This is a genomic window from Streptomyces griseiscabiei, from assembly GCF_020010925.1.
In the GTDB taxonomy this organism is placed as follows: domain Bacteria; phylum Actinomycetota; class Actinomycetes; order Streptomycetales; family Streptomycetaceae; genus Streptomyces; species Streptomyces griseiscabiei.
This window is the reverse complement of record NZ_JAGJBZ010000002.1, coordinates 2,327,388-2,353,788: the sequence shown is the minus strand read 5'-3', so window position 1 is coordinate 2,353,788 and position 26,401 is coordinate 2,327,388. Positions and strand designations below refer to the sequence as shown.

The 26,401-nt window shown below is 71.4% G+C and carries 21 protein-coding genes; 9 read left to right on the top strand and 12 right to left on the bottom strand.

Translation table 11 applies throughout. The annotated features are described in order from the left end of the window. Positions 1-9: 9 nt before the first annotated feature. The 5 genes from J8M51_RS27555 to J8M51_RS27535 all read right to left on the bottom strand — a co-directional run bounded on the left by J8M51_RS27555 (position 10) and on the right by J8M51_RS27535 (position 4,599). The gene (locus tag J8M51_RS27555) at positions 10-861 is read right to left on the bottom strand and encodes an SDR family oxidoreductase (RefSeq protein WP_086757747.1); all 852 of its coding nucleotides are present in this window, start codon (positions 859-861) and stop codon (positions 10-12) included. Further along, complete coding sequence (locus tag J8M51_RS27550) at positions 830-2,059, bottom strand: NAD(P)/FAD-dependent oxidoreductase (protein WP_267299548.1); 1,230 nt, start codon at positions 2,057-2,059, stop codon at positions 830-832. Before J8M51_RS27550 ends, J8M51_RS27555 begins: the two co-directional genes overlap by 32 nt. Next, positions 2,056-2,253: a ferredoxin gene (locus J8M51_RS27545; protein ID WP_086763690.1), complete on the bottom strand. Its 198-nt coding sequence runs from the start codon at positions 2,251-2,253 to the stop codon at positions 2,056-2,058. Before J8M51_RS27545 ends, J8M51_RS27550 begins: the two co-directional genes overlap by 4 nt. Positions 2,254-2,310: 57 nt before the next feature. Next, positions 2,311-3,552, bottom strand: coding sequence for a cytochrome P450 (locus tag J8M51_RS27540; protein ID WP_216590101.1), 1,242 nt, complete (start codon positions 3,550-3,552; stop codon positions 2,311-2,313). Positions 3,553-3,849: 297 nt separating this feature from the next. Continuing rightward, positions 3,850-4,599, bottom strand: a complete 750-nt coding sequence (locus J8M51_RS27535; RefSeq protein ID WP_086763800.1) for a response regulator transcription factor — start codon at positions 4,597-4,599, stop codon at positions 3,850-3,852. A 421-nt stretch (positions 4,600-5,020) separates the two neighbouring features. Here J8M51_RS27535 and J8M51_RS27530 point away from each other — a divergent pair, with 421 nt between their 5' ends. The 3 genes from J8M51_RS27530 to J8M51_RS27520 all read left to right on the top strand — a co-directional run bounded on the left by J8M51_RS27530 (position 5,021) and on the right by J8M51_RS27520 (position 8,578). Further along, on the top strand, positions 5,021-5,788 hold the full coding sequence (locus tag J8M51_RS27530) for an SDR family NAD(P)-dependent oxidoreductase (RefSeq protein WP_086755170.1): 768 nt from the start codon (positions 5,021-5,023) through the stop codon (positions 5,786-5,788). 85 nt (positions 5,789-5,873) lie between these two features. After that, positions 5,874-6,917 carry a zinc-dependent alcohol dehydrogenase gene (locus J8M51_RS27525; RefSeq protein WP_086755169.1) on the top strand — a complete coding sequence of 348 codons (1,044 nt, stop codon included), beginning with the start codon at positions 5,874-5,876 and terminating at the stop codon, positions 6,915-6,917. A gap of 206 nt (positions 6,918-7,123) precedes the next feature. Then, positions 7,124-8,578 (top strand): DUF1996 domain-containing protein, encoded by a 1,455-nt coding sequence (locus J8M51_RS27520; RefSeq protein ID WP_086755168.1) that lies wholly within the window; start codon positions 7,124-7,126, stop codon positions 8,576-8,578. A 61-nt stretch (positions 8,579-8,639) separates the two neighbouring features. Here J8M51_RS27520 and J8M51_RS27515 read toward each other — a convergent pair whose 3' ends face one another. The 4 genes from J8M51_RS27515 to J8M51_RS27500 are packed head-to-tail and all read right to left on the bottom strand — an operon-like array spanning position 8,640 to position 12,699. Next, positions 8,640-9,284: a response regulator transcription factor gene (locus J8M51_RS27515; protein ID WP_086755167.1), complete on the bottom strand. Its 645-nt coding sequence runs from the start codon at positions 9,282-9,284 to the stop codon at positions 8,640-8,642. 52 nt (positions 9,285-9,336) lie between these two features. Then, positions 9,337-10,500: a sensor histidine kinase gene (locus tag J8M51_RS27510; protein WP_086755171.1), complete on the bottom strand. Its 1,164-nt coding sequence runs from the start codon at positions 10,498-10,500 to the stop codon at positions 9,337-9,339. Positions 10,501-10,510: 10 nt separating this feature from the next. Beyond that, positions 10,511-12,013, bottom strand: a complete 1,503-nt coding sequence (locus tag J8M51_RS27505; protein WP_086755166.1) for a sensor histidine kinase — start codon at positions 12,011-12,013, stop codon at positions 10,511-10,513. Then, entirely contained in the window at positions 12,010-12,699 is a 690-nt protein-coding gene (locus J8M51_RS27500) for a response regulator transcription factor (protein WP_086755165.1), read from the bottom strand. Before J8M51_RS27500 ends, J8M51_RS27505 begins: the two co-directional genes overlap by 4 nt. A 147-nt stretch (positions 12,700-12,846) precedes the next feature. On the opposite strand from J8M51_RS27500, the gene J8M51_RS27495 reads away from it, so the two are divergent. From J8M51_RS27495 to J8M51_RS27470, 6 genes are all read left to right on the top strand, one after another. Further along, a complete protein-coding gene (locus J8M51_RS27495; protein WP_179203045.1) occupies positions 12,847-14,190 on the top strand; it encodes a ferredoxin reductase family protein in 1,344 nt (447 codons plus the stop codon). Positions 14,191-14,216: 26 nt separating this feature from the next. Further along, positions 14,217-14,939, top strand: a complete 723-nt coding sequence (locus J8M51_RS27490) for an FMN-binding protein (RefSeq protein WP_086755163.1) — start codon at positions 14,217-14,219, stop codon at positions 14,937-14,939. 4 nt (positions 14,940-14,943) lie between these two features. Beyond that, positions 14,944-15,666 (top strand): FAD:protein FMN transferase, encoded by a 723-nt coding sequence (locus J8M51_RS27485; RefSeq protein WP_086755162.1) that lies wholly within the window; start codon positions 14,944-14,946, stop codon positions 15,664-15,666. A gap of 194 nt (positions 15,667-15,860) precedes the next feature. After that, positions 15,861-16,826 (top strand): GNAT family N-acetyltransferase, encoded by a 966-nt coding sequence (locus J8M51_RS27480; protein ID WP_267299547.1) that lies wholly within the window; start codon positions 15,861-15,863, stop codon positions 16,824-16,826. A gap of 291 nt (positions 16,827-17,117) precedes the next feature. Next, a complete protein-coding gene (locus J8M51_RS27475) occupies positions 17,118-22,313 on the top strand; it encodes a family 43 glycosylhydrolase (RefSeq protein ID WP_086760616.1) in 5,196 nt (1,731 codons plus the stop codon). 200 nt (positions 22,314-22,513) lie between these two features. Then, positions 22,514-23,521 (top strand): LLM class flavin-dependent oxidoreductase, encoded by a 1,008-nt coding sequence (locus tag J8M51_RS27470; RefSeq protein ID WP_086760024.1) that lies wholly within the window; start codon positions 22,514-22,516, stop codon positions 23,519-23,521. On the opposite strand, the gene J8M51_RS27465 is transcribed toward J8M51_RS27470, so the two are convergent. The 3 genes from J8M51_RS27465 to J8M51_RS27455 form a co-directional block, all read right to left on the bottom strand. Further along, positions 23,409-24,425, bottom strand: coding sequence for a lysophospholipid acyltransferase family protein (locus J8M51_RS27465; protein WP_267299546.1), 1,017 nt, complete (start codon positions 24,423-24,425; stop codon positions 23,409-23,411). The two genes, J8M51_RS27470 and J8M51_RS27465, sit on opposite strands and share 113 nt — an antisense overlap. Positions 24,426-24,429: 4 nt before the next feature. Then, positions 24,430-25,200, bottom strand: coding sequence for a GNAT family N-acetyltransferase (locus tag J8M51_RS27460; RefSeq protein WP_086759101.1), 771 nt, complete (start codon positions 25,198-25,200; stop codon positions 24,430-24,432). Positions 25,201-25,356: 156 nt separating this feature from the next. Continuing rightward, positions 25,357-26,382, bottom strand: coding sequence for a hypothetical protein (locus tag J8M51_RS27455; protein WP_086759103.1), 1,026 nt, complete (start codon positions 26,380-26,382; stop codon positions 25,357-25,359). Positions 26,383-26,401 lie beyond the last annotated feature (19 nt).

The following is a 26,401-nucleotide window of genomic DNA, read 5'->3' as shown; positions in this document are numbered from 1 at the left end:
CCGAGGGCGTCAGGACGGCCGGTGGTGCCGGAGCCAGGCGGCCTGACCGCCGTCGACGAGCAGGTCCGTGCCCGTGATGTAACGCGCTTCGGGGCCGATGAGGAATGCCACGGCGTCGGCTATCTCGGCCGGGGTGCCGGTGCGGCCCGCGCCGCTGGCCTCCAGCATCGCCAGCATGTGCGCGCCGCTCGGGCCCTCGGCCTCCGCCTTCGCCATGGCGGTGGCGATGACACCCGGGCTGACGCTGTTGACGCGGGCCCCGCGCCGGCTCCAGGCGAGCGCGGCGGCCTGCACACGCAGCTGGTTGGCCCGCTTGGAGACGATGTACGCGCTCGTCGCGCTGTCCCCGACGGCGACGACACCGCCGATGCCGAGCAGTGCGTCCGCCGGGGCCGTGGCGAGGGCCCGCTCGTCGTCCCCGCCGAGCGAGGCGACATGCCCGGCCATGCTGGAGACGCAGACCAGGGCGGTTCCCGGCCCGGCCACGCCCTCGAAGGCGTCGATGACATGGGCGGTGCCCAGGAGATTGACCTCCAGGATCGTCCTCGCCGCGCCCTGCGCGGCGGAGACCCCGGCGGTGTGCACGACGGCGGCCACCCGGCCCTCGCCGGCCGCCTCCGCCGCGAGCCTGTCGACGGAGCCGCGCTCGGACACATCCGTCGGGACGCCCTGGACCGCGTAGCCCTCGTCGCTCAACGCGCCGACGGATCGGTCGAGTTGACGCTGCGAGGCGTCCGCGAGCAGGACCGTACGGCCGTTGCCGATACGACGTGCGATCGCCACACCCATCCCGCCGGCCCCGGTGACCACGACCACGTCACGGGTCGTCTCACGCGACCGGCCGGGCTGCTGTTCCACCATGGTCGACCTCCTCCTGTGGTGCCGGAGTGCCCGGCGGGAACGTCTCGCGCCATCCGGCGCCGGACGCGATGGCCTGCCGCCACCGCCGGATCGCCTTCGGCGGCATTCCGACCGCGAGGGCGCCGGTGACCCGGTCGCCGGTGCGGTAGACGGCGACGAAACGGCGTCCGGCCAGGTCCCCGTCGACGACGGACACCTCCTCGTGGCCGCGCAGGAAGCCGTACGCCTGCACCTTCATGTCGTACTGGTCGGACCAGAAGTACGGCACCGGCGCGAACACCTTGCGCGCCCCCGGGTCGGCGGCCAGCAGATTGCGGGCCACCGCCATGCCCTGCTCGGCGGCGTTCGTCCGGTGCTCGATCCGCATCGGGACGCCGAACAGCGGGTTGTACCAGCGGGCGACGTCCCCGGCGGCGTACACGTCCTTCGCGGCCTCGCAGTACGCGTCGCACAGCACGCCGTCGCCGAGGCCGAGGCCGCTGTCCGCCAGCCACTCGGTGTTGGGCAGCGAACCGACGGCGACCAGCACCTCGTCGGCCTCGATCACCTCGCCGTCCGCGAGCCGTACGCCGTCCTCGGTCACCTCGGTGACGGTGACTCCGGTGCGCAGGTCCACGCCGTGGTCGAGATGGGCCCGGGACAGCACCGCGCCGACCTCCGCGCCGACCGCGTGCGCCAACGGCACCGGGGCCGGTTCCAGCAGGGTGACCTTCGCGCCGAGCCGCCAGGCGACGGCGGCGGCCTCCGCGCCGAGGAACCCGGCGCCGACCACCACCAGCCGCGTCCCCGGTGTCAGCCGCTCCCGCAGCGTCAGCGCGTCGTCCAGGGTGCGCAGCACATGCGCGCCCTCACCGGGCAGCCTGCGCGGGCGTACGCCGGTCGCGACGACCAGTGCGTCGTACGGCACCTCGTCGCCGTCGGCGAGCCGTACGCGGCGTCCGGTCAGGTCGAGGCCGGTCGCGGCGGTCCCGAGGCGCAGGTCCAGGCCGAGGCCGTCGAGGTGGGCCGGGGCGCGCAGGGTCAGCCGGTCGGTGTCCCACTCGGCGGAGAGGAGCTGCTTGGACAGCGGGGGCCGGTCGTACGGGGCGTGGGGTTCGTCGCCGACGAGGGTGAGCGTGCCGTCGTAGCCCTCGCGGCGCAGCGTCTCGGCCGCCGCCAGTCCGGCGGCCGAGGCGCCCACGACCACGATCCGCCTCACCGGTCGACCAGGCGGATCGCGGCGGCGGGGCAGATCGCGACGGCCTCCTGCACCCCGTCCATGAGGTCGTCGCCGGGGTGTTCCTCCAGCAGGATCGCGACGCCGTCCTCGTCACGCTGGTCGAAGACCTCCGGGGAGGCCATCACGCACTGGCCGGAGGCCACGCACTTGGGTTCGTCGAGTTCCACACGCATGGGTGCTCCTTGATTCGCGCGTAGTCGTGGGGGGGGGTGGGGGGGGTGGTCAGGCCGTCACCAGGCGACGGGCAGGCACTTCACGCCGTAGGTGGTGCCGGTGTGGTTGAAGGCCAGCTGGTCGATGGGGGCGGCCGGGCGGAGGGTGGGGACGCGGCGGTAGAGGGTGCTGTAGACGACCTGGAGTTCGAGGCGGGCCAGGTTCTGGCCGAGGCACTGGTGGGGGCCGTAGCCGAACGCGTTGTGCTGGCGGGCGGGGCGGCTCAGGTCGAGGCGCTCGGCCTCCGGGAAGGCGTCCGGGTCCCAGTTGGCCGTCTGGAGGTCGAAGAGCAGGCCGTCGCCCTTGCGGATGACCTGGCCGTCGATCTCGATGTCGTCCTTGGCGACCCGGCGCAGGCCCGAGTGGACGATGGAGAGATAGCGCAGCAGTTCGTCGACGGCGCCGGCCACCACCTTCGGGTCCTCGGTGTCGCGCAGCACGGCCAGCTGGTCGGGGTGTTCGAACAGGGCGAGCGTGCCGAGGCTGATCATCGTGGCGGTGGTCTCGTGCCCGGCGATCAGCATGGCCACGCCCATGCTGACGGCCTCCTCGTGGGCCATCTCGCCGGCCTTGACGCGGGCGCCCATCTCGGAGAGCACGTCGTCGCCCGGTTCGACGAGCCTCTCCCGCAGAAGGGTGTCCAGGTATCCGCCCAGCGCCCGGCCGGCCCGGCCCGCCTCCTCCGCCGAGACGGAGCTGTCGAGGACGCGGTTGCTGTTCTCCTGGAAGAAGTGGTGGTCCTTGTACGGCACGCCGAGCAGTTCGGCGATGACGAGCGAGGGCACGGGCAGGGCGAGGGCGGTGAGCAGGTCGGCCGGGTTGGGGCCGGCCAGCATGGCGTCGATCAGATCGTCGACGATCTTCTGCACGGCCGGGCGCATCGCCTCGATCCGCTTCACCAGGAACGGCGCGTTGACCGAGCGGCGCAGCCGGGTGTGTTCCGGCGCGTCCGTGTTGGTGATCAGCTTCGGGGTGTGCGGGGCGATGGCCGCGCGGTGGGCGTTGACGTGGGGGAAGTCCGGCTCGTGGTCGTCGTTGCTGACGCGCGGGTCGGTGAGCAGGGTGCGCTGGTCGGCGTGGCGGGTGATCAGCCACGGGGTGCTGCCGTTCCAGATCCGGACCTTGGTGATCGGCTGCTCGCCGCGGAGTTCGGCGGCGGCCGGGGGTGGGGCCAGCGGGCAGCCCGCCGCCCTGGGCATCGGGTACTCCGGGCACTGGCCGCTCGTGTCGGAGGCGGTGTCGGTCAGGGTGTCGGCCATGGTCTCTCCTCGGTGGTGGGGGCTCCGGTGGGGCGGAGCGCCGGGGGATGCGTCGAGGCCTCGATGAACGTATGCAAACAGAGTGGTCTGACGGGTCGCGGTCAGTTGGCTGACAGGAAGCTGACGTGAGCCGGATCACATCGCGGGTGGGTGGAGTGTCGGGGGGAGGGGTGGTCTTTCGGCCACAACTTGCTTGTGGCTTTGGGTGGTTGATGTTCGCGGGAGAGGGAGGGAGAAGGGTGTGTTTCGTGGCGTGGCGTTCTTCGTCCGGGCCTCGTGGGGCGCCATCACGTGGGTTCAGGGCGAATTTGCTTCGCTTCGCTCGGCGGCCGTGCCGAGCCGGTAGCCGAAGCCGCGGCGGGTGTGGATGAGGGGCGGGCCCTCGCGGTCCACCTTGCGGCGGAGGCGGGAGACGAGTTGTTCGATCGCGTTGTCGCCGTGGAAGTCGCCCCAGACGTAGCGGCCGATCTGCTCCTTCGACAGCACCTTGTGGGCGTTGACGAGGAGATAGCGCAGCAGGCGGTACTCGGCCGGGGTCAGGTTCAACGCCCGGCCCGCGCGCAGGGCCTGGCAGGCGGGGTCGTCCAGGACCAGGTCGCAGTAGGACAGTTCGCCGTCGCGGCGGACGGGTTTTCGGCCCCGCAGGAGGACCTGGGCGCGGGCCAGGACCTCGGCGACACGGAAGGGTTTGGTGACGTAGTCCTGCTCCCCCAGGCCGAGTTCGGGGAGGAGCTTGCCGAGGGAGTCGTACTGGGTGAGGAAGAGGACGGGTGGGCGGTGGGCCACGGGGTGGCGCTCCCGGCCGAGGTCCTCCAGGTCGGGGAGGGCGAGGTCGAGGACGACCAGGTCGAAGCGGTGGTCCGTGAGGCGGGCGACGGCTTCTCGGCCGGTGGGGGTGGTGTGGGGGTGGTAGCCCGCCAGTTCCAGGGTGGTGGAGAGGAGTTCGGCGGTGGAGGGGTCGTCTGCTGCGATGAGGACGTGTTGGCCTGTGCCGCGTGGGAGTGGGGGCTTGTCGGGGGTGGGGTCGGTGTTTGTCGCTAAGGGCATGGGGGTGCCTTCTCGGGTGTGTTCTTCGGGTGCGGGTGCGTGGGGGTTGTTCGCGCAGTTCCCCGCGCCCCTGTGGGGGCGCGGGCGGCTGGCGGGTGGGGCGGGGCCGCGCCGGTGCGCAGAGCCCGTCGCGGGTGGACGTACTGCCCGGGGGTGGAACAGGGAGCCGTTCGCTGGGCCGCTGTAAGCGACGGGCTGCTACGCACCGGCACGGCCCCTTCCGTCGCCTTGCGGCCGACCCGCTGTGGGGGTACCGCGCCTGCGGACTCGAGGATCACCCTACCCTTCTCGTTGCCTAACTCAAGCAATCCCTGGATGGTTCGATTGATTGACTCAAGTAAGTCGCATATGCTTGCCTAACTCAAGCAATACGGCGGGGTCGGACGAACGGCTCCGCAAGCCGACGGAAGAGGGACACCGCATGAGCAGCATCGGTCTCGAGGGCCGCAGCGTCGTCGTCACGGGCGCCGGTTCCGGCATCGGCCGGGCCGCGGCCCTGAAGTTCGCCGCGGCGGGCGCGAAGGTGGTGGTGGCGGACCTGAACAAGGAGGCCGCCGAGGAGACCCTCCGGGCGATCGAGACGGACGGCGGCACCGCGCTGGCGGTCGTCGGCGATCTCAGCGAGCAGACGGTGGTGGACGAGGTCGTCGCGCGAGCCGTGGAGGCCTTCGGCGGGCTGGACGTCTTGGTGAACAACGCCGGGATCATGGACCGGATGTCCGCCCTCGCGGATGTCGACGACGCCGAGTGGGAGCGGGTCATCCGGGTCAATCTGACGGCGCCGTTCCTGCTCACCCGGGCCGCCCTGCCGCACATGCTGAAGGCGGAGCGGGGCTCGATCGTGTTCACCGCCTCCGAGGCGGGCCTGCGCGGCAGCGCCGCCGGTGCCGCGTACACCGCGTCGAAGCACGGGATCGTCGGCCTGGTGAAGAGCCTGTCGGTGATGTACCGCAAGCAGGGCGTCCGGGCCAACGCGATAGCCCCCGGCCCCACGGTGACCAACATCCAGGTCGACGCCGACCAGCAGGCGCACGGTCCCGCGGTCATCGGCGGACTGATCGGCGCCACCATCGGCCGGTTCGGCACGGCCGAGGAGCAGGCCGACGCGATCCTGTTCCTCGCCTCCGACGCCGCCGCCTTCGTCAACGGCGTGGTGCTGCCGGTCGACGACGCCTGGGCCGCCGTCTGACCTGCCCCGATCCAGGGTCTCCTCCGTCCTGCGCCGCCCGCGTGGCGGTGCCCCTCCCCCGGTTCCCCCAGAAAGCGAGTCACCCATGGCGACGATGAAGTCCGTCCGGACCGCCGGTGTCGGCAAGGTCGAGACCGTGGACGTCGAACGTCCCGTACCCGGCCCCAAGGACGTGCTCGTCCGCGTCCGCGCCTGCGGCATCTGCGGCACCGACGTCACCTTCCTTCACATGGGAGGCATGCCCTCCCGCGCCCATCTGGGCGGCGAGCTGGTCCCGGTGGCCCTCGGTCACGAACCGGCCGGTGAGATCGTCGAGGTCGGTGCCGAGGTCGCCGGACTCGCGGTCGGGGACCGGGTGGTGGTCAACCCGCAGGACGCGCCGACGGGCATCATCGGCTGCGGCGGGACGTACGGCGGGATGAGCGAGTATCTGCTGATCGAGAACGCCGAGGCCGGCAAGGGCGTGGCGGTCTTTCCCGACACCGTGCCCTTCGACGTCGCCTCGCTCAACGAGCCGATGGCCGTGGCCCGGCACTGCGTCAACCGCTCCGAGGCCGGGCCCGACGACAAGGTCGTGGTGTTCGGGGCGGGGCCCATCGGTCTCGGTGCGGCGATCTGGCTGAAGCTGCGCGGGGTGAAGCACGTGGTCGTCGCGGATGTCATCCCCTCCCGGCTGGAGAAGGCGCTGGCCGTGGGTGCGGACGCCGTCGTCGACTCGGGCAGGGAGGATGTCGCCGCGCGGCTCACCGAGTTGCACGGGCAGGCCGCCAACGCGCTCGGGCAGCCGAGGCCCGGTACCGACATCTTCATCGACGCGGCCGGGGCGCCCGCCGTGTTCAACACCGTGGTGGGCGCCGCCAAGTGGGGCGCGAAGCTGGTCATGGTCGCCGTGCAGAAGAAGGGTTCGGAGATCGACCTCGGCGGCATGCTCCGCAGCGAGTTGACCCTGATCGCCTCGCAGGGCTACCCCACCGAGATCTTCGAGGTCACCCCCGAGATCGTCGAACACCACGAGCGCTTCGCCCGGTTGATCAGCCACCGGGTGCCGGCCGACGAGGCCGAGCGGGCCTTCGAGCTGGCGCTGACGCCGGGGGCAGCGGAGAAGGTCGTGGTGACGTTCGAGGCGTAGGGGACGAACTGAGGGGGGCCTGCCGCCGGTTGCCACCGGAGGCGGGCCCCCTGGTCCGTAATGCGCACTCATGAGGGGTTATTCGCATGGAGGATGCTACGAATCTGAGAATTCGCTGAGCATTTGGCGCTCACGTACGTATGTGAGGACGCGCTTGACCCGTGCCGGTTGTCCCACCGGCTCCGGAGTTGTCCTTGAGAGGCCTGATGAGACGCAACACGCGAAAGAGATCGAACACCGCCCGCCGAGCGGTGGGCGCCGCAGCCGCTGTGGCCATCGGTGCCGGCGGTCTGGTGGCGGTCAATTACTACGCCTCCGCCGGCGAGACCGGCGCGTCGAAGGGTCCCGCACAGAACCAGGTGCTCGCGGCCGGCACGTCCACCATCGACTGCCCCGACGTGGGTCAGAAGCTGACGGCGGTACCGGCCCAGGCCAAGGCTCAGGTCGACAGGGAGCTGGCTCTTCTCGACAAGCAGATCTCCGAGGCGTACCAGCGGCTGTCCACCTCGCAGCGGGCGATCGCACAGGATCCCAACTTCGCGCAGAACGCGATCGTGGGTCCCCTGAAGGACAAGCGGAAGGCCACGATCGACCGGATCGCCACCGCGATCGGCCGGGTTGCCGCCAAGCCGCAGGGCCTCGACGCCCTGGCGCCCTGCACCCTGCGTGCCACCGGCAACCAGCCCGCCCCCGCGCCGAGCGGCGGCAACCAGGGCGGCAACAACACCAACGCCGGGGTGGCCGGCAACGGTCCCGTCGCCGCCGACTTCGTGGACATCACCAAGGTGAAGCCCAACGTGCGGACGCCCGCCCGGTCGTCGAAGGCCTCGAAGGGCACCTTCGCCACCCAGTGCGGTGTGAACGCCAACAAGCTGTACAACAGCGACAACGTCATCGTGGCGCCCGGTGTCACCAACGGCGCGCACCACATGCACGACTACGTCGGCAACCAGGACAACGACGCCTTCTCCAGCGACCAGGACCTCGCCAAGGCGGGAACCAGCTGCCGGAACAAGGGTGACAGGTCGTCGTACTTCTGGCCGGTGCTGCGTCTCCAGGACGGCACCAAGGAGTTCGACGCCACCCAGCAGGGCGGCGGCGCCGAGGGCAACTCGGGCCGGATCCTGACGGCGAAGAAGGCCACCCTGAACTTCGTGGGCAGCCCCCGCGGCAAGGTGGTGGCGATGCCCAGGCTGCTGCGCATCATCACCGGTGACGCCAAGGCGTTCGTCAACGGCCCGGGCAACGCCAACGCGTCCTGGAGCTGCACCGGCTTCGAGAACAAGGTGCAGCTGAAGGACAAGTACCCGCTCTGCCCCCGGGGCAGCGACGTGGTGCGCACCTTCAAGTTCCAGAGCTGCTGGGACGGCAAGAACATCGACAGCGCCAACCACCGTACGCATGTGGCCTTCGCCGACGCGAACGGGAACTGCGCGGCCGGGTTCAAGGCCATCCCGCAGCTGGTGCAGCGTCTGGTGTACGACGTGGACGCGCCCAGCGTGAAGGACAACGGCAAGAGCCGTCCGTTCTACTCGCTCGACAGCTTCCCCGAGCAGCAGCACAAGCCGGTCACCGACCACGGCGACTTCATCAACGTCTTCGACCAGAAGCTGATGAACAAGGCGGTCCAGTGCATCAACACCGGACGTAAGTGCAGCTGAGTCCGGACAGCTGAGTGGGGGCGCCGTCGTTCTGACGGCGCCCCCCTCTTGTCGTCCGTCGCTACGTGTTGTTCAGATACGCCAGCACGGCCAGCACCCTGCGGTGGCCGCTGTCGCCGGTCGGCAGGCCGAGCTTGAGGAAGACGTTGCCGATGTGCTTGCTGACGGCGCGTTCGGTGACGACGAGGGTCCGGGCGATGGTGGCGTTGTCGTGTCCCTCGGCCATCAGTGCCAGTACCTCGCGTTCGCGCGGGGTGAGCGAGTCCAGCGGTGAGTCCTTGCGGCGGGTGAGCAGTTCGGTCACCACCTCCGGGTCGAGGGCGGTGCCGCCGGCCGCGACCCGGTCGAGCGCGTCCAGGAACTCGTCCACCCGGCCGACCCGGTCCTTGAGCAGATAGCCGACCCCGCCCGCTCCCCCGCCGAGCAGTTCGGCGGCGTACGACTCCTCCACGTACTGCGAGAGGACCAGCACCGGCAGGCCGGGGATCCTCCGGCGGGCCTCCAGGGCGGCGCGCAGGCCCTCGTCGCGGAAGCCGGGCGGCATCCGGACGTCCAGGACGGCGACGTCCGGGTGGTGCTCCAGCAGGGCGGGGAGGACCTCGGGTCCGGTGCCGGCGACGGCCGCCACCTCGTGTCCGGCCGAGGTCAGCAGCAGGACGAGGCCCTCCCGCAGCAGGACGTTGTCCTCGGCGATCACCACACGCACGGCAGTCCCACCTCTGTCCCGGAGCGGTCGACGGTTCCGTTCCGCCTGCCGCTCACCATACGCAGGGAAGCTGCACGTCGATCACGGTGGGACCCCCGACCGGGCTGGTCACAGCCGTGCTCCCGTCGAGGGCGGCGACCCGCCGCCGCATCCCGAGGAGTCCGGACCCGTCCGTCGCGGCGGCCTCGGCGCCGCCGCGGCCGTCGTCGCGCACCCGGATCCGGATGCCCCGGGCCGTGCGGGCGAGGTGGACCTCGGCGTGGTCGCAGCCGCTGTGCTTGGCGGCGTTGGTGAGGGCCTCGGCGACGACGAAGTACGCGGCGGCCTCCACGGCCGCGGGCGGGCGCGGCCCGTCGTCGTCCTCCAGTCCCCGTACGTCGACGGTCGCGTCGAGGCCGCTGCTCGCCGCCAGCGCCCGTACGGCTCCGGCCAGGCCCCGGTCGGTGAGGATCGGGGGATGGATGCCGCGGACGACGTGGCGGAGTTCGGTGAGCGCGGCCTCGGCCTGGTCCTGGGCGTCGGCGAGGAACGCGCGGGCGGCGTCCGGGTCGCGGTCGTACGCGCGCCGGGCGAGGCCGATCCGCAGGGAGAGCGAGACCAGACGGGCCTGGGCACCGTCGTGCAGGTCGCGTTCGATACGGCGCAGTTCGGCGCCGTGGGCCGCGATCGCGTCGGCCCGGGTCGCCGCCAGCTCCCGCACCCGCTCGGCCAGGCGGGCCTTGGGGGACGGCTTGAGCAGGGTCTCGGACCAGTGGGCGTCGAGGTCGGCGAGACGGCCGATCCACGGGAGGACCACGGGGTCGCGGCGCGCCAGCCCGCACCACACGCCGTCGACGAGCAGGCCCAGCGGCCACAGGGGGACGGCGAGGAGGAAAAGCGCGCCGTAGACGTAGTACGCGAGCATCCAGCGGACGTCGGTGCGGGTGCCGGGGTCGCGGACCGCGATCCGCAGGCGCTCGCGCAGGGTGCCCTCGATGGGCCGGTAGGCCTCGGGGACGGTCCGGCCGGTCCACGCCGCCGTGAAGTGGCGTTTCGCCCCGGCGATGCGGCGGATCAGCGCCACGGTCTCGGGCAGCATCCAGGCGCCCACGACGGCGAGCGTGGCGATCGTGGTGATCAGCAGCACCGTGACGAAGAGGTACAGCCCGAAGGCCATCGCCGCGGCGACACCCAGATGAGACGTGGCCCGCGCGGCCCGCCGCACCGTCTTGCCCATGCGCATCAGCCTAGGTGGTGTCCGCGGAGTCCCGCCCGTCCCAGCCGATCCCGTCCCGTGGCAGCCGGACCGTGAACGTCGTCGTGCCCGGCTCACTGGTCACGGTGATGGTGCCGCCGTGGGCGCGGACCAGGGAGCGGGCGACGGCGAGGCCGAGGCCACTGCCGCCGCGGTCGCGGCTGCGGGCCTTGTCCACGCGGTAGAACCGGTCGAAGACCCGCTCCTGGTCGTCGGCCGGGATGCCGGGCCCGGAGTCGGTGATCCGTACGTCCACCGTGCCGGAGCCGGCTCCGCCCGGTTCGGCGCCACCCGGCTCGACCGCGACCTCCAGGCGGACCTTCGTGCCCGGCGGGGTGTGCACGGCCGCGTTGGTGAGGAGGTTGTCGAGGACCTGGCGCAGGCGGAGGGGGTCGAGGCGCAGGGGGAGCGGGTCCGGGCCGGTGGTCACGGTCAGCGGGTGGCCGGGGTGACCCGCGCGGAACGCGTCCCCCGCCTGCTGGGCGAGCACCACCAGGTCGGCGTCCTCCAGCCGCAGCGGGGTCTCCACATCCGCGGCGTCGAGGCGGGCGAGCATCAGCAGGTCGTCCAGCAGGTACCCCATACGGGCGGCCTCGGCGCGCAGCCGGGCCAGATGCTTGTCGCGTTCCTCGGGGCTGTGCGCGGCGGCGTACTGGAAGAGGTCGGCGTAACCGCGTACCGACATCAGCGGCGTACGCAGTTCGTGCGAGGCGTCGGCGACGAAGCGGCGCAGCCGCTGCTCGGCCTCGGTGCGGACGGCGAACGCGTCGTCGATGTGCTCCAGCATCGTGTTGAAGGCGGTGCGCAGTTCCTCGACCTCGGGGCCGCCGTCGCGGTTGTCGTGGCGGACCGGCAGCCGCGCCGAGTCCGTCAGATCGTGCGAGGTGATGCCGCGGGCGGTGTGCGCCATGTCGCTCAGGGGTTTGAGGCCGCGCCGCAGCATGGCCCGGCCGAAGACGACGAGCGCCATGAGGGCGAGCGCGAAGGTGACGACCTGGACCGTGATCAGCCGGGTCACGGTGTCGTCGATGTCCTCCATCGGCGCGGCGCTGACGAGGACCAGGCCGGGCTCGACCTCGCAGCCCCGCAGCCGGTACTGGCCCGCGCCCTTGAGGTACTCGGTGCGGGTGACCTCCGTCTCCTCGGCGGTCAGCGCCTTGGCCACGAGGGCGAACTCCTCGATGTCCTTGGGCACGTCGGCGGGGTCCTCGGGCGTACGGAGCACCGGGGTGCCGCCGGAGGTGTCGTACACCGCGTAGTACCAGCCCCAGTACTTCTTGCCCTTGAGCGTGCCGTCGTCCGCGATGCTCTTGGACTGGGCGACCTGCGCGATCCTCAGCTGTTCGGTGAGCTGGGCGGAGAGGTAGTCGCGCATGTACATGGTCAGCGCGTTGCCGACGACGGCGAACACGACGAGCGCCAGGGCACCGAGGCCGAGGGCCAGCCGGGTGCCGAGGCGCAGGGAGCGGTAGCTCTGCCGGAGCCGGGCGATCACTCGGTGGCCTGGCGCAGGACGTAGCCGAAGCCCCGGACGGTGTGGATCAGCGGTTCCCCGGTGTCGTCGAGCTTGCGGCGCAGCCGGCTGACGACCAGCTCGACGACGTTGGAGCGGCCGCCGAAGCCGTACTCCCAGACGTGGTCGAGGATCTGTGCCTTGGTGAGGACGGTCGGGGACTTGCGCATCAGGTAGCGCAGGACCTCGTACTCGGTGGGGGTGAGCGTGAGCAGCTTGTCGCCGCGGCGGACCTCGCGGGTGTCCTCGTCCATCGACAGGTCGGCGACCTGGAGCACGGACCGCTGGAAGGCGGGCCCGGCGCTGCGGCGCAGCACGGTGCGCAGCCGGGCCATCAGCTCCTCCACGGCGAACGGTTTGACGAGGTAGTCGTCGCCGCCCCGGGTGAGACCGGCGACACGGTCGGCGACGCCGTCGCGGGCGGTCAGGAACACCACGGGCACCATCGTGCCGGACTGCCGCAGCCGGTCGAGCACGCCGAAGCCGTCCACGCCCGGCAGCATCAGGTCCAGGACCACGATGTCGGGACGGAACTCGGCGGCCTGCCTGAGCGCCTCCTCGCCGGAGTGCGCGGTCACCGCGTCCCAGCCTTCGTAACGGGCGACGGTCGCCACCAGGTCCGCGATCGGCGGGTCGTCGTCCACCACGAGCAGTCGCACTTTTTCCACATCCTCATACTGCGCTACCGATCGCGTCGCACCATAGCCGCTCACAGCTTGGCAGCGGATCGATAAAAACTTGAAAGTTGTCCGACAGGAAAACGACAGCACTCACCGGAGAAGCTCGTATCCCCACCTGATCAAGGAGCTCTCCCCGTGACCACTGTCCAACAACCCCCCACGGCGGTCAGCCGCCCGGGAGCGCGTCCCAAAGTGGTCGCCCGCACCGGCCTGTACGCGGTACTGGCGGCGAACGTCGCCGCGGTGACCTTCTTCTTCGTCCAGGCGGGCTTCGCCTCCAACGCCCTCATCGTGCTGGGCCGCCTCACCGGCCTGTTCGGCGCGCTCCTCATGGCCTTCCAGCTGGTGCTGGTGGCCCGGCTGCCCTGGTTCGACCGGCGCATCGGCATGGACCGGCTGACCTCCTGGCACCGCTGGACCGGCTTCTCGGTGCTGTGGCTGCTGGTCGCGCACGGCGTCTTCATCGCCTTCGGCTACGCCCAGTCCTCGGATCTGGACCCGGTCAGCCAGGTCGTCGACCTCGCCGAGACCGTCGAGGGCGTGCTCCGCGCGATCGTCGCGCTCGGCATCATCATGGTGATCGGTGTCGTCTCGGCCCGCTTCGCCCGCCGCAGGCTGGCCTACGAGACCTGGCACTTCATCCACCTCTACACCTACGTCGCCGTGGTGCTGGCCTTCACGCACCAGGTCACCGCCGGGACGTCGTTCGCCTCCTCCGAGACCGCGACGGCCTACTGGTACGTGCTGTGGGGCGCGGCCCTGGCCTCGGTGTTCGCGGGCCGGCTGGTGCTCCCGCTGTGGCGCAACTGGCGGCACCAGCTCCGCGTCACCGCCGTCGTCCCCGAGGCCGACAACGTCGTCTCGATCTATATGACCGGCCGTGACCTGGACCGGATGCCCGCCCGGGCCGGCCAGTTCTTCCTGTGGCGCTTCCTGACCCGGGACCGCTGGTGGCAGGCCAACCCGTTCTCGCTGTCGGCCGCGCCCGACGGCAGGCAGCTGCGGCTGACCGCGAAGGCGGCCGGCGAGGGCTCCGCCGCCCTGCGGCACGTCAAGGTCGGCACCCGGGTCTTCGCCGAGGGCCCGTACGGCGCCTTCACCGCGATGCACCGCACCCGGCCGGAGTCCGTGCTCATCGCGGGCGGCGTCGGTGTCACCCCGATCCGCGCCCTGCTGGAGGACATCGAGGGCCATGCCGTGGTCATCTACCGGGTGGCCACGAAGCAGGACGCGGTCCTCTACAACGAGTTGCAGCAGCTCGCCTTCGACAAGGGCGCCGAACTGCACCTGCTCTCCGGCCCCGTCAGCCCCGACCTGCTGGCGCCGCGCGAACTGCAGCGCATGGTGCCGGACATCACCGACCGGGACGTGTTCCTGTGCGGGCCGCCGCCGATGATGAACGCGGTCCTGGGCAGCCTGCGCGAACTGGACGTGCCCAAGCAGCAGATCCACTTCGAACGCTTCAGCCTGGCTGGCTGAGGACACCGGGACACGAGGACAGCACTGTGAAACGAGCCATACCCGCCCTGGTCCTGAGCGCCGCCGCGCTGGTGCCCGTCTGGCGCTACGCCCCCTCGACCGACACGACGTCCACGACGACGACCGCCGAACCCGCCCCGTCGGCCTCCGCGTCCACGTCGTCGGGCTCCACCGTGGTCACGGGCCCGACGGTCGACACCGAGAAGGGACCCGTCCAGGTCCAGGCGACCTTCAGGGGCGACAAGATCACCGCCGTGAAGTTCCTGCAGCAGCCGGACCATCCGCAGACCGAGGCCGCGGTGCCGGTGCTGATCGAGGAGACCCTGACGGCGCAGAGCGCCGACATCGACACCGTCTCCGGCGCCACCATCACCAGCGACGCCTATCGGGAGTCCCTCCAGGCCGCGATCGACGAGAACGGCAAGGCGGCGGCCTCGTCCGACTCCGCGTCGGGCTCCGGCTCGGCTTCGGAGGACTCGGCGGAGAGCGCGGCCCGGACCGTCGCGGGCCCGACCGTCGGCACCTCCAAGGGTGACGTCCAGGTCCAGGTGACCTTCGAGGGCGAGAAGATCACCACGGTGGAGATGCTGAAGCAGCCGGACCACCCGCAGACCGAGGCGGCCGTCCCGGTGCTGATCAAGGAGACGCTGGCGGCGCAGAGCGCCGACATCGACACCGTCTCCGGCGCCACCATCACCAGCGACGGCTACCGGGAGTCCCTCCAGGCCGCCATCGACGCGAAGGCCTGATCCGGTGCGCCGCGTCGAACACATCATGGGCTTCCCGATCTCCCTGCTGATCGAGGACGAGGACGCCACGGCCGAGGCCGCGGAACCGGCGTTCGCCTGGCTGCGCGAGGTCGACGCGCGGTTCAGCCCGTTCCGCGCCGACAGCGAGGTGTCCCGGCTGGACCGGGGCGAGCTGGCACCGGAGGAGGTCAGCCGGGACCTGGCCGAGGTGCTGGCCCTCTGCGAGGAGTACCGGGTGGCCACGGGCGGCGCGTTCGACGTACGGCTGCCGGGGCGCGGGCTCGATCCCTGCGCCATGGTGAAGGGCTGGGCGGTGCAGCGGGCGGCGGAGCTGCTGACGGGGCTGGGCGCGAGGCGGCTGTGCCTCAACGCGGGTGGCGACGTGGCGGCGACCGGGGGTCCGTGGCGGGTGGGCGTACGCCATCCCGAGCGGGCCGACCGGCTCTGCGTGGTCCTGTCGGTCACGGACGGCGCGGTGGCGACGTCCGCGCGCTACGAGCGCGGCGACCACATCCTCGACGGGCGCACCGGCCGCCCGGCGACGGGTCTGCTCAGCCTCACGGTCGTGGCCCCGTCCCTCACGGAGGCCGACGCGACGGCGACGGCGGCGTTCGCGATGGGCGCCGAGGGTGTGGAGTGGGCCGCGTCGCGGGAGGGGTGCGAGGTGTTCGCGGTCGACGCGAACCAGAGGGTCTTCCGGACGCCGGGGTTGCCGGTGGCGGCGTAAGGCTCGGGGCGCCTGACGGCTCGGGGGTGCGGTGAGGGTGCGCCTGACAGCTCGGGAGTGCGGGTCGTTCGGCGGCCGAGGGCAGTACGTGGCTGATCGCGCAGTTCCCCGCGCCCCTCGGGGTGGCCCCGCTGCCACGGTCCCGCCCCGAAATCCCGTTGCGCCCCCAACCCCGGCCCCCCGACAGTGGCCCCATGACCACGACGCACCCCACCCCCCTCCCGCCCGGCCTGACCGTGCGCCCGGCCACCCTCGCCGACGCGGAGGCGGTGTGCGCGCTGCTCAACGAGATCGACGTGCTGGAGGTCGGCCGTGCCGAGACCGAACTGGGCGAGGTGCAGGCCGATCTGAAGCACCCCGAGGCGGACCTGGAGCGGGACTCCTGGCTGCTGTTCGACGGGGACCGCCTGGTGGCGTACGGCCTGGTCTGGGACGAGTCCGGCGGCGAGCGCGTCGACATGGACCACTACGCGCTGCCGGACCAACCCCTCGGCGCCCTGCACCTGTTCGACCTGATGGAGGCACGGGCGGCGGAGCGCGCGGCGGCCAACGGCGCGGACCGCGCCGTCGTGCACCTGCATCTCAACACCGCGCCCACGACGGACCTGGACGCGCTGCGCGGACGCGGCTGGCGCACGGTCCGCCGCTACCACGTGCTGGCCCTCCCCCTCTCCCCCGCCGAGCAGCAGCCGCCGACGCCCCCGCCCGGTGTCACCCTGCGCGCCTGTACCGGTGGCGAGGCGGACCGCAGGACGGCCCACGCCCTGCTGCAGACGGCCTTCGCCGACCACTTCGACCACCAGCCGCGCACGTACGAGCAGTGGCTGGACGACATCGACGCCGAGAACGTCGACTGGTCGCTGGTCTGGATCGCGCACGTGGACGGGCTCGGTGACATGGCGGCGCTGCGGTCCCGCAACGACCGTTCCGCGATGGCCTGGATCGCCAGTATCGGTGTGCTGCGCGAGGCCCGGGGCCGCGGGCTGGGCAGCCTGCTGCTCCGCCACACCTTCGCCCACTACGCGGCGCTCGGCCGCGACCGTATCGGCCTCGGCGTCGACACCGACAACAGCACCGGGGCCCTCGCGCTCTACGAACGGCACGGTATGAAGCTGGACTTCGCGGTCGACACCTGGGAACTGGTACGCCCCGTGAAGTAGGCATGTCACGGCACGGCACCGAAACCCCCGACTCCCGCAGGGAACGGGGGTTTCGTGCGTTTCCGCCCGTTCGACCCATCGGACATTGTTCGAAACCTCTTGACGCCCCACCGCACGCCGATTGACACTCTCGCAACACGACGTCACAAGGCCGAAACAAGCGGGATCCCGGGGCGAGGGTTCCCGGCCGCCTTCCGCCCTTGCTTCCGACCCTTCCCGATGCGTCTCCGACGCCTTCCCCTTGCCTTCGCCACCCCTTCATCAGCCGTGCTCTCAGCAGGGATACTCGACATGACGTACAGAGAACGTCTGCGCGGCCGCGCGAGACGCTGGGCGGGTCCGCTCGCCGGACTGACCGCCGCGTCACTGCTCCTCGGCCTTGCCGGGCCCGCCGCCCCGGCCGCCGCGGACGACGCCGACCTCACCGACGGCCTGGCCCTGTGGTACAAACTCGACGCCACCTCCGGCACCACGGCCACCGACGCCTCCGGCAACGGCCGGAACGGCACGGTCAACGGCACCGCCGGCTGGACGGGCAACGGCCAGGGCCTGGCCTTCAACGGTTCGGACACCTACATCAAGGTCCCGAACGACGTCATGAAGGGCATGAACTCGATCAGCGTCTCCATGGACGTGCTGATGGAGGAGTCGCAGGTCGGCCCGTACTTCATCTACGGCTTCGGCAACACCACCAGCGGCGCGGGCAACGGCTATCTCTTCGCCACCGGCAACTCGCTGCGCACCGCCATAGCCTCCGGCAACTGGTCGACCGAGCAGAACACCCGGCCCTCCGACTCGCACAACCTGACCCGCTCGGTGTGGAAGCAGCTCACCTACACCCAGACCGGCACCACGGGCGTGCTGTACGAGGACGGCGTGGAGGTCGGCCGCAACACCTCGGTGACCACCACCCCGGGGTCGATCGGCTCGGGCACGACCACCGCCAACTACATCGGCAAGTCGGTCTACACCAGCGACAAGCTCTTCAAGGGCAAGATCCGTGACTTCCGGGTCTACGACCGCGCGCTGGCCGGCTCCGAGGTCGAGCAGCTCTCGCTCCCCATCGCCGAGGAGGGTCTCGCCGCCGACAAGGCCGCCCTCACCCTGGGCGACACCAGCGCGGTGACCGCCGATCTGGACCTGCCGAAGACCGGCACGGCCGGCGGCTCGACCATCAGCTGGTCGAGCGACAACACGGACGTCGTCTCGAACTCCGGCGCGGTGACCCGTCCCGCCGCCGGTGAGCCGGACGGTCACGCCACGCTGACGGCGACCCTGAAGAAGGGCCCGGCCAGCGCCACCAAGACCTTCGAGGTCACGGTCCTGCCCGCCTTCGACGACACCACCGCCGTCCGGCAGGCCGCCGAAGCGCTCACCGTGCACAACGCGGACGACGCCCGGGGCAACCTCACGCTCCCGACCACCGGCACCTTCGGCACCGAGGTCTCCTGGTCCTCCGCGAACCCGGACGTGGTCTCCGCCGAGGGCGTGGTGAAGCGTCCCGCGCACGGCGACGGCGCCACCACCGCCGAGCTGACCGCGACCGTCACCAAGGGCACCGCGAAGAAGACCCGCGTCTTCGCGGTGAAGGTGCCGGAGCTGCCGAAGAAGGAAGCCCTCAAGGGCTATATGTTCAGCTACTTCACCGGCGAGGGAACCTCGGACGGCGAGCAGCTCTACGCGGCTCTCAGCAAGGGCAACGACCCGCTGAAGTGGCGGGAACTGAACGACGGCAAGCCCGTCCTGACGTCCACGCTCGGGGAGAAGGGTCTGCGCGACCCGTTCATCATCCGCTCCCCCGAGGGCGACAAGTTCTACCAGATCGCCACCGACCTGAAGATCTACGGCAACGGCGACTGGGACGCCTCCCAGCGCACCGGCAGCAAGTCCATCATGGTCTGGGAGTCCACCGACCTGGTGAACTGGACGAACCAGCGCCTGGTGAAGGTCTCCCCCGACTCGGCCGGCAACACCTGGGCCCCCGAGGCGTACTACGACGAGAAGCTCGGCGAGTACGTGGTGTTCTGGGCGTCGAAGCTGTACGACAACGAGGCCCACTCCGGCGACACGTACAACCGCATGATGTACGCGACGACCCGTGACTTCTACACCTTCAGCGAGCCCAAGGTCTGGGTCGACCGCGGCTACTCCGTCATCGACTCCACGGTCATCCAGCACGGCGGCGAGTACTACCGCCTCTCCAAGGACGAGCGGAACAACTCCTCTTCCACGCCCAACAGCAAGTTCATCTTCGAGGAGAAGAGCGACTCGCTGAAGAACCTGTCCTGGACCGCGGTCTCCGAGGGCATCGGCAAGGGCGCGATGAGTGCCGCCGAGGGTCCGCTGGTGTTCAAGTCGAACACCGAGGAGAAGTGGTACGCGTTCCTCGACGAGTTCGGCGGGCGCGGCTACATCCCCTTCGAGACGACCGACCTGGCCTCGGGCGTCTGGACCCCGTCCACGGGCTACGACCTGCCGTCCAAGCCCCGGCACGGCACGGTGCTCCCGGTCACCCAGGCCGAGTACGACCGGCTGCTGAAGACGTACCAGCCGGACCAGATCATCACGGGCGTCGAGGACGTCAAGGTCAAGACGCGTATCGGTGACGCCCCGGTCCTGCCCGCCACCGTCATCGCCGAGACCGGCGGCGGCGTGAAGCGGCCCATCGCCGTCACCTGGGCGGACGTGGACGCGTCGCAGTACGCGCAGGCCGGCACCTTCACCGTGAAGGGCGACATCGCCGGCGACTCGGCGATCGAGGCCACCGCGGAGGTCACGGTCTCCGCAGACGGCCCGGACGTCCCGGCCGACCTGCTCCTGCGCTACGACTTCGACGAGACCGGCGGCAGCATCGCCCGCGACTCCAGCGGCCACGGCTACCACGGCACCTACGTCCGTACGCCCGACTTCGGGACCGGCGTCGAGGGCGGCTCGTTCAAGATGTCCGGCGGCAACAGCGGCTCCAGCTCGCCGTACGTCAAGATCCCGAACGGCGTCCTGAAGGACACCACCAGCGTCACCGTCTCCACGTACGTCAAGTGGAAGGGCGGCGACAACTTCCAGTGGCTGTTCGGCCTCGGCCCGGACAGCAACAAGTACCTGTTCGCCTCCCCGTCCAACGGCAGCGGCAAGCTGTTCTCCGCGATCACCAAGGCCACCTGGTCCGGTGAGAAGCAGATGATCGGCGACTCCAAGCTCACCGCGGGCGAGTGGAAGCACCTCACGGTCACGCTGAACGGCGCGACCGAGACGGCGGTCCTCTACGTCGACGGCGCCGAGGTCTCCCGGGTCGGCGGGGTCACCATCAAGCCGTCGGACCTGTACGACTCGGCGAAGGACTACTCCGGCTACATCGGCAAGTCCCTCTACTCCCCCGACCCGTACTTCGGCGGCGAGGTCGACGACTTCCGGATCTACAACCGGGCCCTGACGCCCGCCGAGGTCCTGGAGCTGGGCGGCAACACCACCGGGATCGCCGCGGCGACCCACCCGGCGCTGAAGACCGACGCGATCATCACCGACAAGGACAGCAAGATCGTCCTGCCGCTCACCCCGGGCAGTGATGTCAAGGCCCTGGCACCGGAGTTCACCCTGGCCCACGGCGCGACCATCAGCCCGGCCTCCGGCACCCTGCGCGACTTCACCAAGCCGCGGACGTACGAGGTCACGGGCTCGGACGGCAAGAAGCGCACCTGGACGGTGTCGGCCGTGCAGATGAAGAGCCCGGTGCTGCCGGGCCTGAACGCGGACCCGAACGTCGTCCGCTTCGGTGACACCTTCTACATCTACCCGACCACCGACGGCTTCGAGGGCTGGAGCGGTACGCAGTTCAAGGCGTACTCCTCCAAGGACCTGGTCAACTGGAAGGACCACGGCGTCATCCTGGACCTCGGTCCGGACGTCTCCTGGGCGGACAGCAGGGCCTGGGCACCGGCGATGGAGGAGAGGAACGGCAAGTACTACTTCTACTTCTGCGCCGACGCGAACATCGGTGTCGCGGTCTCCGACTCGCCCACCGGCCCGTTCAAGGACGCGCTCGGCAAGCCGCTGCTGAAGGCCGGTGACTACCGGGGCCAGATGATCGACCCGGCGGTCTTCACCGACGACGACGGCACGCCGTACCTCTACTGGGGCAACGGCCGCGCCTACGCGGTCCCGCTCAACGACGACATGGTCTCCTTCGACGCCTCGAAGGTCACCGACATGACGCCGAGCAACTACAACGAGGGCACCTTCGTCATCAAGCGCAAGGGCACCTACTACTTCATGTGGTCGGAGAACGACACACGTGACGAGAACTACCAGGTCGCCTACGCCACCGGCTCCTCGCCCACCGGCCCTTGGACCAAGCAGGGCCTGATCCTGGAGAAGGACCTCTCGCTCGGCGTCAAGGGCCCCGGCCACCACTCGGTGGTCCATGTCCCGAACACCGACGACTGGTACATCGTCTACCACCGCTTCGCCATCCCCGGCGGAGACGGCACACACCGCGAAACCACCATCGACAAGCTGGAGTTCGGCGCCGACGGCCTGCTGAAGAAGGTCGTCCCCACCCTGGAGAGCATCGACCCGGTCACCATCGCCCGGGCCGGCGCGGACGCCTCCGGCAAGGAAGGCGACAAGATCCAGCTGAACGGCACGGTCTCCGGCGCGGGTACCGCCCAGTGGACGATCGGCAACAACGTGCCCTGTGTCTTCGCCGACGCCAAGTCCGCGAAGACCACGGTCACCTGCGCCGACAACGGCACCTACACGGTCACCCTGACCGGCGGTCGCAGCAGCGACACGGCCACCGTGACGGTCACCAACGCGGCACCGAAGATCACCTCGGTGAGCAGCCCCAAGACCGTGGTGACCGGCAAGGACGCCAGGATCAGGGTCAAGTTCACCGACCCGGGCACCCTCGACAAGCAGAGCTGCGCGATCGACTGGAAGGACGGCGGCAAGCCGACCGCCGGCAAGGTCACCGCCGGCAGTTGCAAGGCCGAGCACAGCTACCGCACGGCCGGAATCTTCGCCCCGGTGATCACCGTCACCGACGACGACGGCTCCTCGGCGAGCACCACGGTCCCCGAGCTGATCGTCTACGACCGGAACGCCGGTTCGGCGACCGGTGACGGCAGCTTCACCTCACCCGCCGGGGCGTTCCCGGCCCAGCCGAAGCTGACGGGCAAGGCGGAGTTCTCCTTCACCGCCAAGTACGGCAAGAACGACACCACGCCGTCCGGGAAGGCCTCGCTCGACTTCGCCGGGGCCAAGCTGAAGTTCCGCTCCACCAGCTCCACCTGGCTCGTGGTCACCGGCTCCAAGGCCGTCTACCAGGGCTACGGCACGGTCAACGGCAAGGGCGGCTACCTCTTCCGCGTGACCGCCACCGACGACCCGGACACCTTCCGGATCAAGATCTGGCAGAAGTCCACGGACGCGGTCGTCTACGACAACACCACGGCCGCGAAGACGAAGGGAATCACGATCGGCCGCAAGTGACGCCCCTCTCTCTTGGCCCCCTACCCCGAGCAGCATGGGGTAGGGGGCCATCCCCTTGAGGGCCTCCGGTTCTTTCGGGCCGAAAAGCAAGGGGCGCAGCCCCCGCTTTTCAGGGGCTCGGGGAACTGCGCGAGAACCCCCACCGGGCCCGCACCCCGCGACGCGGGGAATCCCCCCACCCCCAGAACGTTGAACCCCATATGACCTCGGCCCTCTCCACAACCCGCCTCTCCGTCCTCGACCGCTCCCGCACCCGCGAGCACCACCCCACCCCCGAGGCCCTACGGGACACCGTGCACCTGGCCCGGCACGCGGAGCGCCTCGGCTACCACCGCTTCTGGGTCGCGGAGCACCACGGCGTCCCCGGAGTGGCCGGCTCCGCCCCCACCGTCCTCGCGGCAGCCATCGCCGCGGCCACGCACACCATCCGCGTCGGCACCGGCGGCGTCATGCTCCCCAACCACCGCCCCCTGATCGTCGCGGAGCAGTTCGGCGTCCTGGAGTCCCTGTTCCCGGGCCGCGTCGACATGGGCCTCGGCCGCTCCGTCGGCTTCACGGACGGCGTCCGCAAGGCGTTGGGCAAGGACAAGGACGACGCCGAGGACTTCGAGTGCCAGCTCGACGAGCTGCTCGGCTGGTTCCGGGGCACCTCCCCGACGGGGGTGCGCGCCCGCCCGGCGGAGGGGCTCGCCGTGCCCCCGTTCGTGCTGGCGATGGGTGAGGGCGCCGACATCGCCGCGCGGGCGGGTCTGCCGATGGTGATCGGCGACCTCCGCGACCGCGAGCGGATGCGGCGCGGCATCGACCGCTACCGCGCCGCTTTCCGCCCGTCCGCGTGGGCGGAGGAGCCGTACGTCGTCGTGTCGGGCACGGTCGCCGTCGCCGCCACGCCGGAGGAGGCGCGCCGCATCCTCCTCCCCGAGGCCTGGGCGATGGCCCACTCCCGGACCCACGGCACGTTCCCGCCGCTCGCCCCGGCGGAGGAGGTCGAGGGACGCACGATGACGGCCAGGGAGCGGGGCTTCTACGAGTCCGGGCTGACCGGCCAGGTGTACGGCACCGAGGAGCAGGTCGCGCACGAGCTGGAGTCGGTGATCAAGGAGACGGGCGCCCAGGAGATCCTGGTGACGACGAGTACGTACGACCGCGCGGCACTGCTGGACTCGTACACGCGACTGGCCCGGATCGCGGGTCTCGGCCGACGCTGACCCCCGACCGCGTACCCGAGCCCGTCTCCGCCCTCGCCCCCTCCCGCCTCCTGAGCCCCCGCACGGAAGCCGGACGTACGCCCCGGCGGCCACCGCCCGCGTCGGGCAGGTGCTCGGCCATGGCCGCCACGTCGGTCACCGCCGTCTGCGCGGCCCCCGCGAGGGCCCGCCGGTCGAGATGGGCGGCCGGGGCGATGACGGGCCGTACGTCCACCTCGGCGACGACGTCCGTCGCGGACACCACCCGCCACACCGAGCTGAGCAGCGAGTCGTCGCCGACGTAGGCCGGCGCGGTGCTCGCCCCGCCCCCGGTGGACCGGTAGCGGACGCGCACGGGCTGCACGGGCACGTCCGCGTCCAGGGCCGCCTGGAAGACGGCCCGCCGGAAGCGGCCCTGGGCGCGCCCGCACCAGGTGCTGCCCTCGGGGAAGGCGACGACGGCCGCGCCGGCGCGCAGGGCGTCGGCGACGCGCGCGACCGTCTCCGGCAGCGCCCGGATCCGGTCCCGCTCGATGAACAGCACGCCGCCGCGCGCGACGAGCGGGCCCGCCACCGGCCAGGCCCGGATGTCGGACTTGGCGAGCATCCGCGCCGGGCGCACCGCGCCGAGCAGCGGGATGTCCAGCCAGGAGACATGGTTGGCGACGAGCAGCAGTCCGCCGGTGGCCGGGGCGGTGCCGGTGATCCGTACCCGGACCCCGGAGGCCCGTACGGTCCACCGGCACCAGCACCGCACCACGCCGGCCGGCGGCCGCAGCCCGACGACGCTCACCAGCACCCCGAGGAGGACCAGCGCCACGACCGCCGTGAACCGCGCGCCGGCCCGGGGCAGGGCGGCGGCCGCGCTGCCCGCCTCCACACACGCCTGCGGGCTGCAGGGCGCGCTGGGCAGCCATACGCTCATCGGGTCACGCCGCCGGGGCGAGGGAGAGGAAGTGGCGCAGGTAGCGGGCGTTGACCCGGCGCATCGACAGCAGCACGTACAGGTCGGCGACCCCGAAGTCCGGGTCGTGCGCGGGCTCGCCGCAGACCCAGGCGCCGAGCCGCAGATAGCCGCGCAGCAGCGGCGGCAGCTCGGTGTGGCCCTGCGGGGCCTCGCCCTTGGGGACCCAGGGCAGCAGCGGTCGTACCCGGTACTCCTCCGGCGCCAGGTTCCTGGCCCGCACCCGGTCCCAGGTGCCCGCCGCGAGCGCCCCGCCGTCGGCGAGCGGGACGGAGCAGCAGCCGGCCAGCCACTCGTGGCCGCCCCGGACCATGTAGCGGGCGATCCCGGCCCAGATCAGGCTGATCACGGCGCCGTCGCGGTGGTCGGGGTGGACGCAGGAGCGGCCGACCTCCACCATCGAGGGGCGGATCCCGTCGAGCCGGCCGAGGTCGAACTCGCCCTCGGAGTACAGCCGTCCGGCGACCGCGGCCCGCTCGGGCGGCAGCAGCCGGTAGGTGCCGACGACCTGTCCGGTGCGGGTGTCCCGGACGAGCAGGTGGTCGCAGTAGGCGTCGAAGGGGTCGACGTCCAGCCCCGGCCGCGGCGATGCCAGCAGGGCGCCCATCTCCCCGGCGAACACCTCGTGCCGCAGCCGCTGCGCGGCGCGGACGTCCTCCTCGCCGCGGGCCAGGGTGACGATGTAGCGGGTGGGGGCCGCGGACTGGGGCGGGCTGTCGAGGGTGGAGGCGGTCATGGCATCTCCTGGTCACGGGCCGACTCGGCGGCGTCAGGGGCGGACCTGGGGACGTGCGGTCCGCCGCCCCAGTTCTTCCGACGCCGGCTGACACTGGCGTGACCGGTTGCGGGAGCCCGGATGTGCGCTTGCTGAACGGAACGGTCCCGGTGGCCGTCATCTGGCCGGGACGCAACCCCCGAGCCACGTGCGGGTTTCATCGGTGTCGAGGACCCGTTCCAGGACGAGATCGCCCGTCATCGAGGGGAGGAACCGTCCGGCGGACCAGCTCCGCTCGTACGGCGGCGGATCGAGCACCAGCAGCCGTACGCCGTCGACCACGGGGAGATCTCTGGGCGTGCCCTCGTTCCACACCCACTCCCCGCCGGGCGTCACGAGGTTGAACGACCCGGTGGTCGGCGTCCGGCCCGGCGCGTCCCGGCAGACGGCGACCTCCCGCTCGGACGGCGCCCGTCCGTCGACGTGCCCGCCGCCGACGAGCACCCCGGCGAGCAGGGTGTGCAGCTGGAAGTTGTCCGCGACGCCGCTCATGCGCATCGCGTACCCGGTGCCGCTGGGGCGGTGCAGCACGATCAACGGCTCGTCGTCGAGCACCAGCAGGGCGTACGTGAGGCGCTTGAAGTCGTGCCCGGACGCCTCCTCCACGCCCCGCAGCGCCCGGAGCAGCCGGGTGCGCCGCCCGGCGTCGAGTCCGGCCCGTACGGCGCGCCGGCCGAGCAGCGCGACGGACGCCATCTCCCAGCGCGGCAGCAGCCACCAGCCGAGGGCGGCTGCCATGCCGACCCGTGCGACGACGTCGGGGGCGGGGTCGGCGTTGTCGGGCTCCGGGAACTCCCCGCCGCCGGTCGCGGACCAGCGTTCGCAGAACTCCCCGGCGGCGCCGAGCGCCCAGTCGAGCCCCCGCAGGATCGGCGGCGCGCAGTCGGCGGGGTCGGCGCCCCGCTCGACACAGGCGCCGATCACGATGGCGACCATGGTGTCCGGCCCGGCGGGCAGTTCGGGCAGCAGCGCGGCCAGCCGGGGTGCCGCCTGGACGATCTCGTGCCGCCCGGCTCCCTCGAACCGCCGGTGCATCTCCTGGTAGGCGCGCTGGATCCGGGCCTCGTCCCGCTGCCGTACCGCGGCGTCGAAACCGGCGACGGCCTCCAGGAACCGCTGCCGCGCCCTCCGCCCGAACCTCATGCGCGCAGCCTATCCACAC

What these genes read in the sequence shown, in the direction of transcription:
- J8M51_RS27555 (WP_086757747.1), bottom strand. Translation starts at nt 861, where the DNA reads ATGGTGGAACAGCAGCCCGGCCGGTCGCGTGAGACGACCCGTGACGTG.
- J8M51_RS27545 (WP_086763690.1), bottom strand. Translation starts at nt 2,253, where the DNA reads ATGCGTGTGGAACTCGACGAACCCAAGTGCGTGGCCTCCGGCCAGTGC.
- J8M51_RS27540 (WP_216590101.1), bottom strand. Translation starts at nt 3,552, where the DNA reads ATGGCCGACACCCTGACCGACACCGCCTCCGACACGAGCGGCCAGTGC.
- J8M51_RS27535 (WP_086763800.1), bottom strand. Translation starts at nt 4,599, where the DNA reads ATGCCCTTAGCGACAAACACCGACCCCACCCCCGACAAGCCCCCACTC.
- J8M51_RS27530 (WP_086755170.1), top strand. Translation starts at nt 5,021, where the DNA reads ATGAGCAGCATCGGTCTCGAGGGCCGCAGCGTCGTCGTCACGGGCGCC.
- J8M51_RS27525 (WP_086755169.1), top strand. Translation starts at nt 5,874, where the DNA reads ATGGCGACGATGAAGTCCGTCCGGACCGCCGGTGTCGGCAAGGTCGAG.
- J8M51_RS27520 (WP_086755168.1), top strand. Translation starts at nt 7,124, where the DNA reads ATGAGACGCAACACGCGAAAGAGATCGAACACCGCCCGCCGAGCGGTG.
- J8M51_RS27510 (WP_086755171.1), bottom strand. Translation starts at nt 10,500, where the DNA reads ATGGGCAAGACGGTGCGGCGGGCCGCGCGGGCCACGTCTCATCTGGGT.
- J8M51_RS27480 (WP_267299547.1), top strand. Translation starts at nt 15,861, where the DNA reads ATGACCACGACGCACCCCACCCCCCTCCCGCCCGGCCTGACCGTGCGC.
- J8M51_RS27475 (WP_086760616.1), top strand. Translation starts at nt 17,118, where the DNA reads ATGACGTACAGAGAACGTCTGCGCGGCCGCGCGAGACGCTGGGCGGGT.
- J8M51_RS27470 (WP_086760024.1), top strand. Translation starts at nt 22,514, where the DNA reads ATGACCTCGGCCCTCTCCACAACCCGCCTCTCCGTCCTCGACCGCTCC.
- J8M51_RS27465 (WP_267299546.1), bottom strand. Translation starts at nt 24,425, where the DNA reads ATGAGCGTATGGCTGCCCAGCGCGCCCTGCAGCCCGCAGGCGTGTGTG.
- J8M51_RS27460 (WP_086759101.1), bottom strand. Translation starts at nt 25,200, where the DNA reads ATGACCGCCTCCACCCTCGACAGCCCGCCCCAGTCCGCGGCCCCCACC.
- J8M51_RS27455 (WP_086759103.1), bottom strand. Translation starts at nt 26,382, where the DNA reads ATGAGGTTCGGGCGGAGGGCGCGGCAGCGGTTCCTGGAGGCCGTCGCC.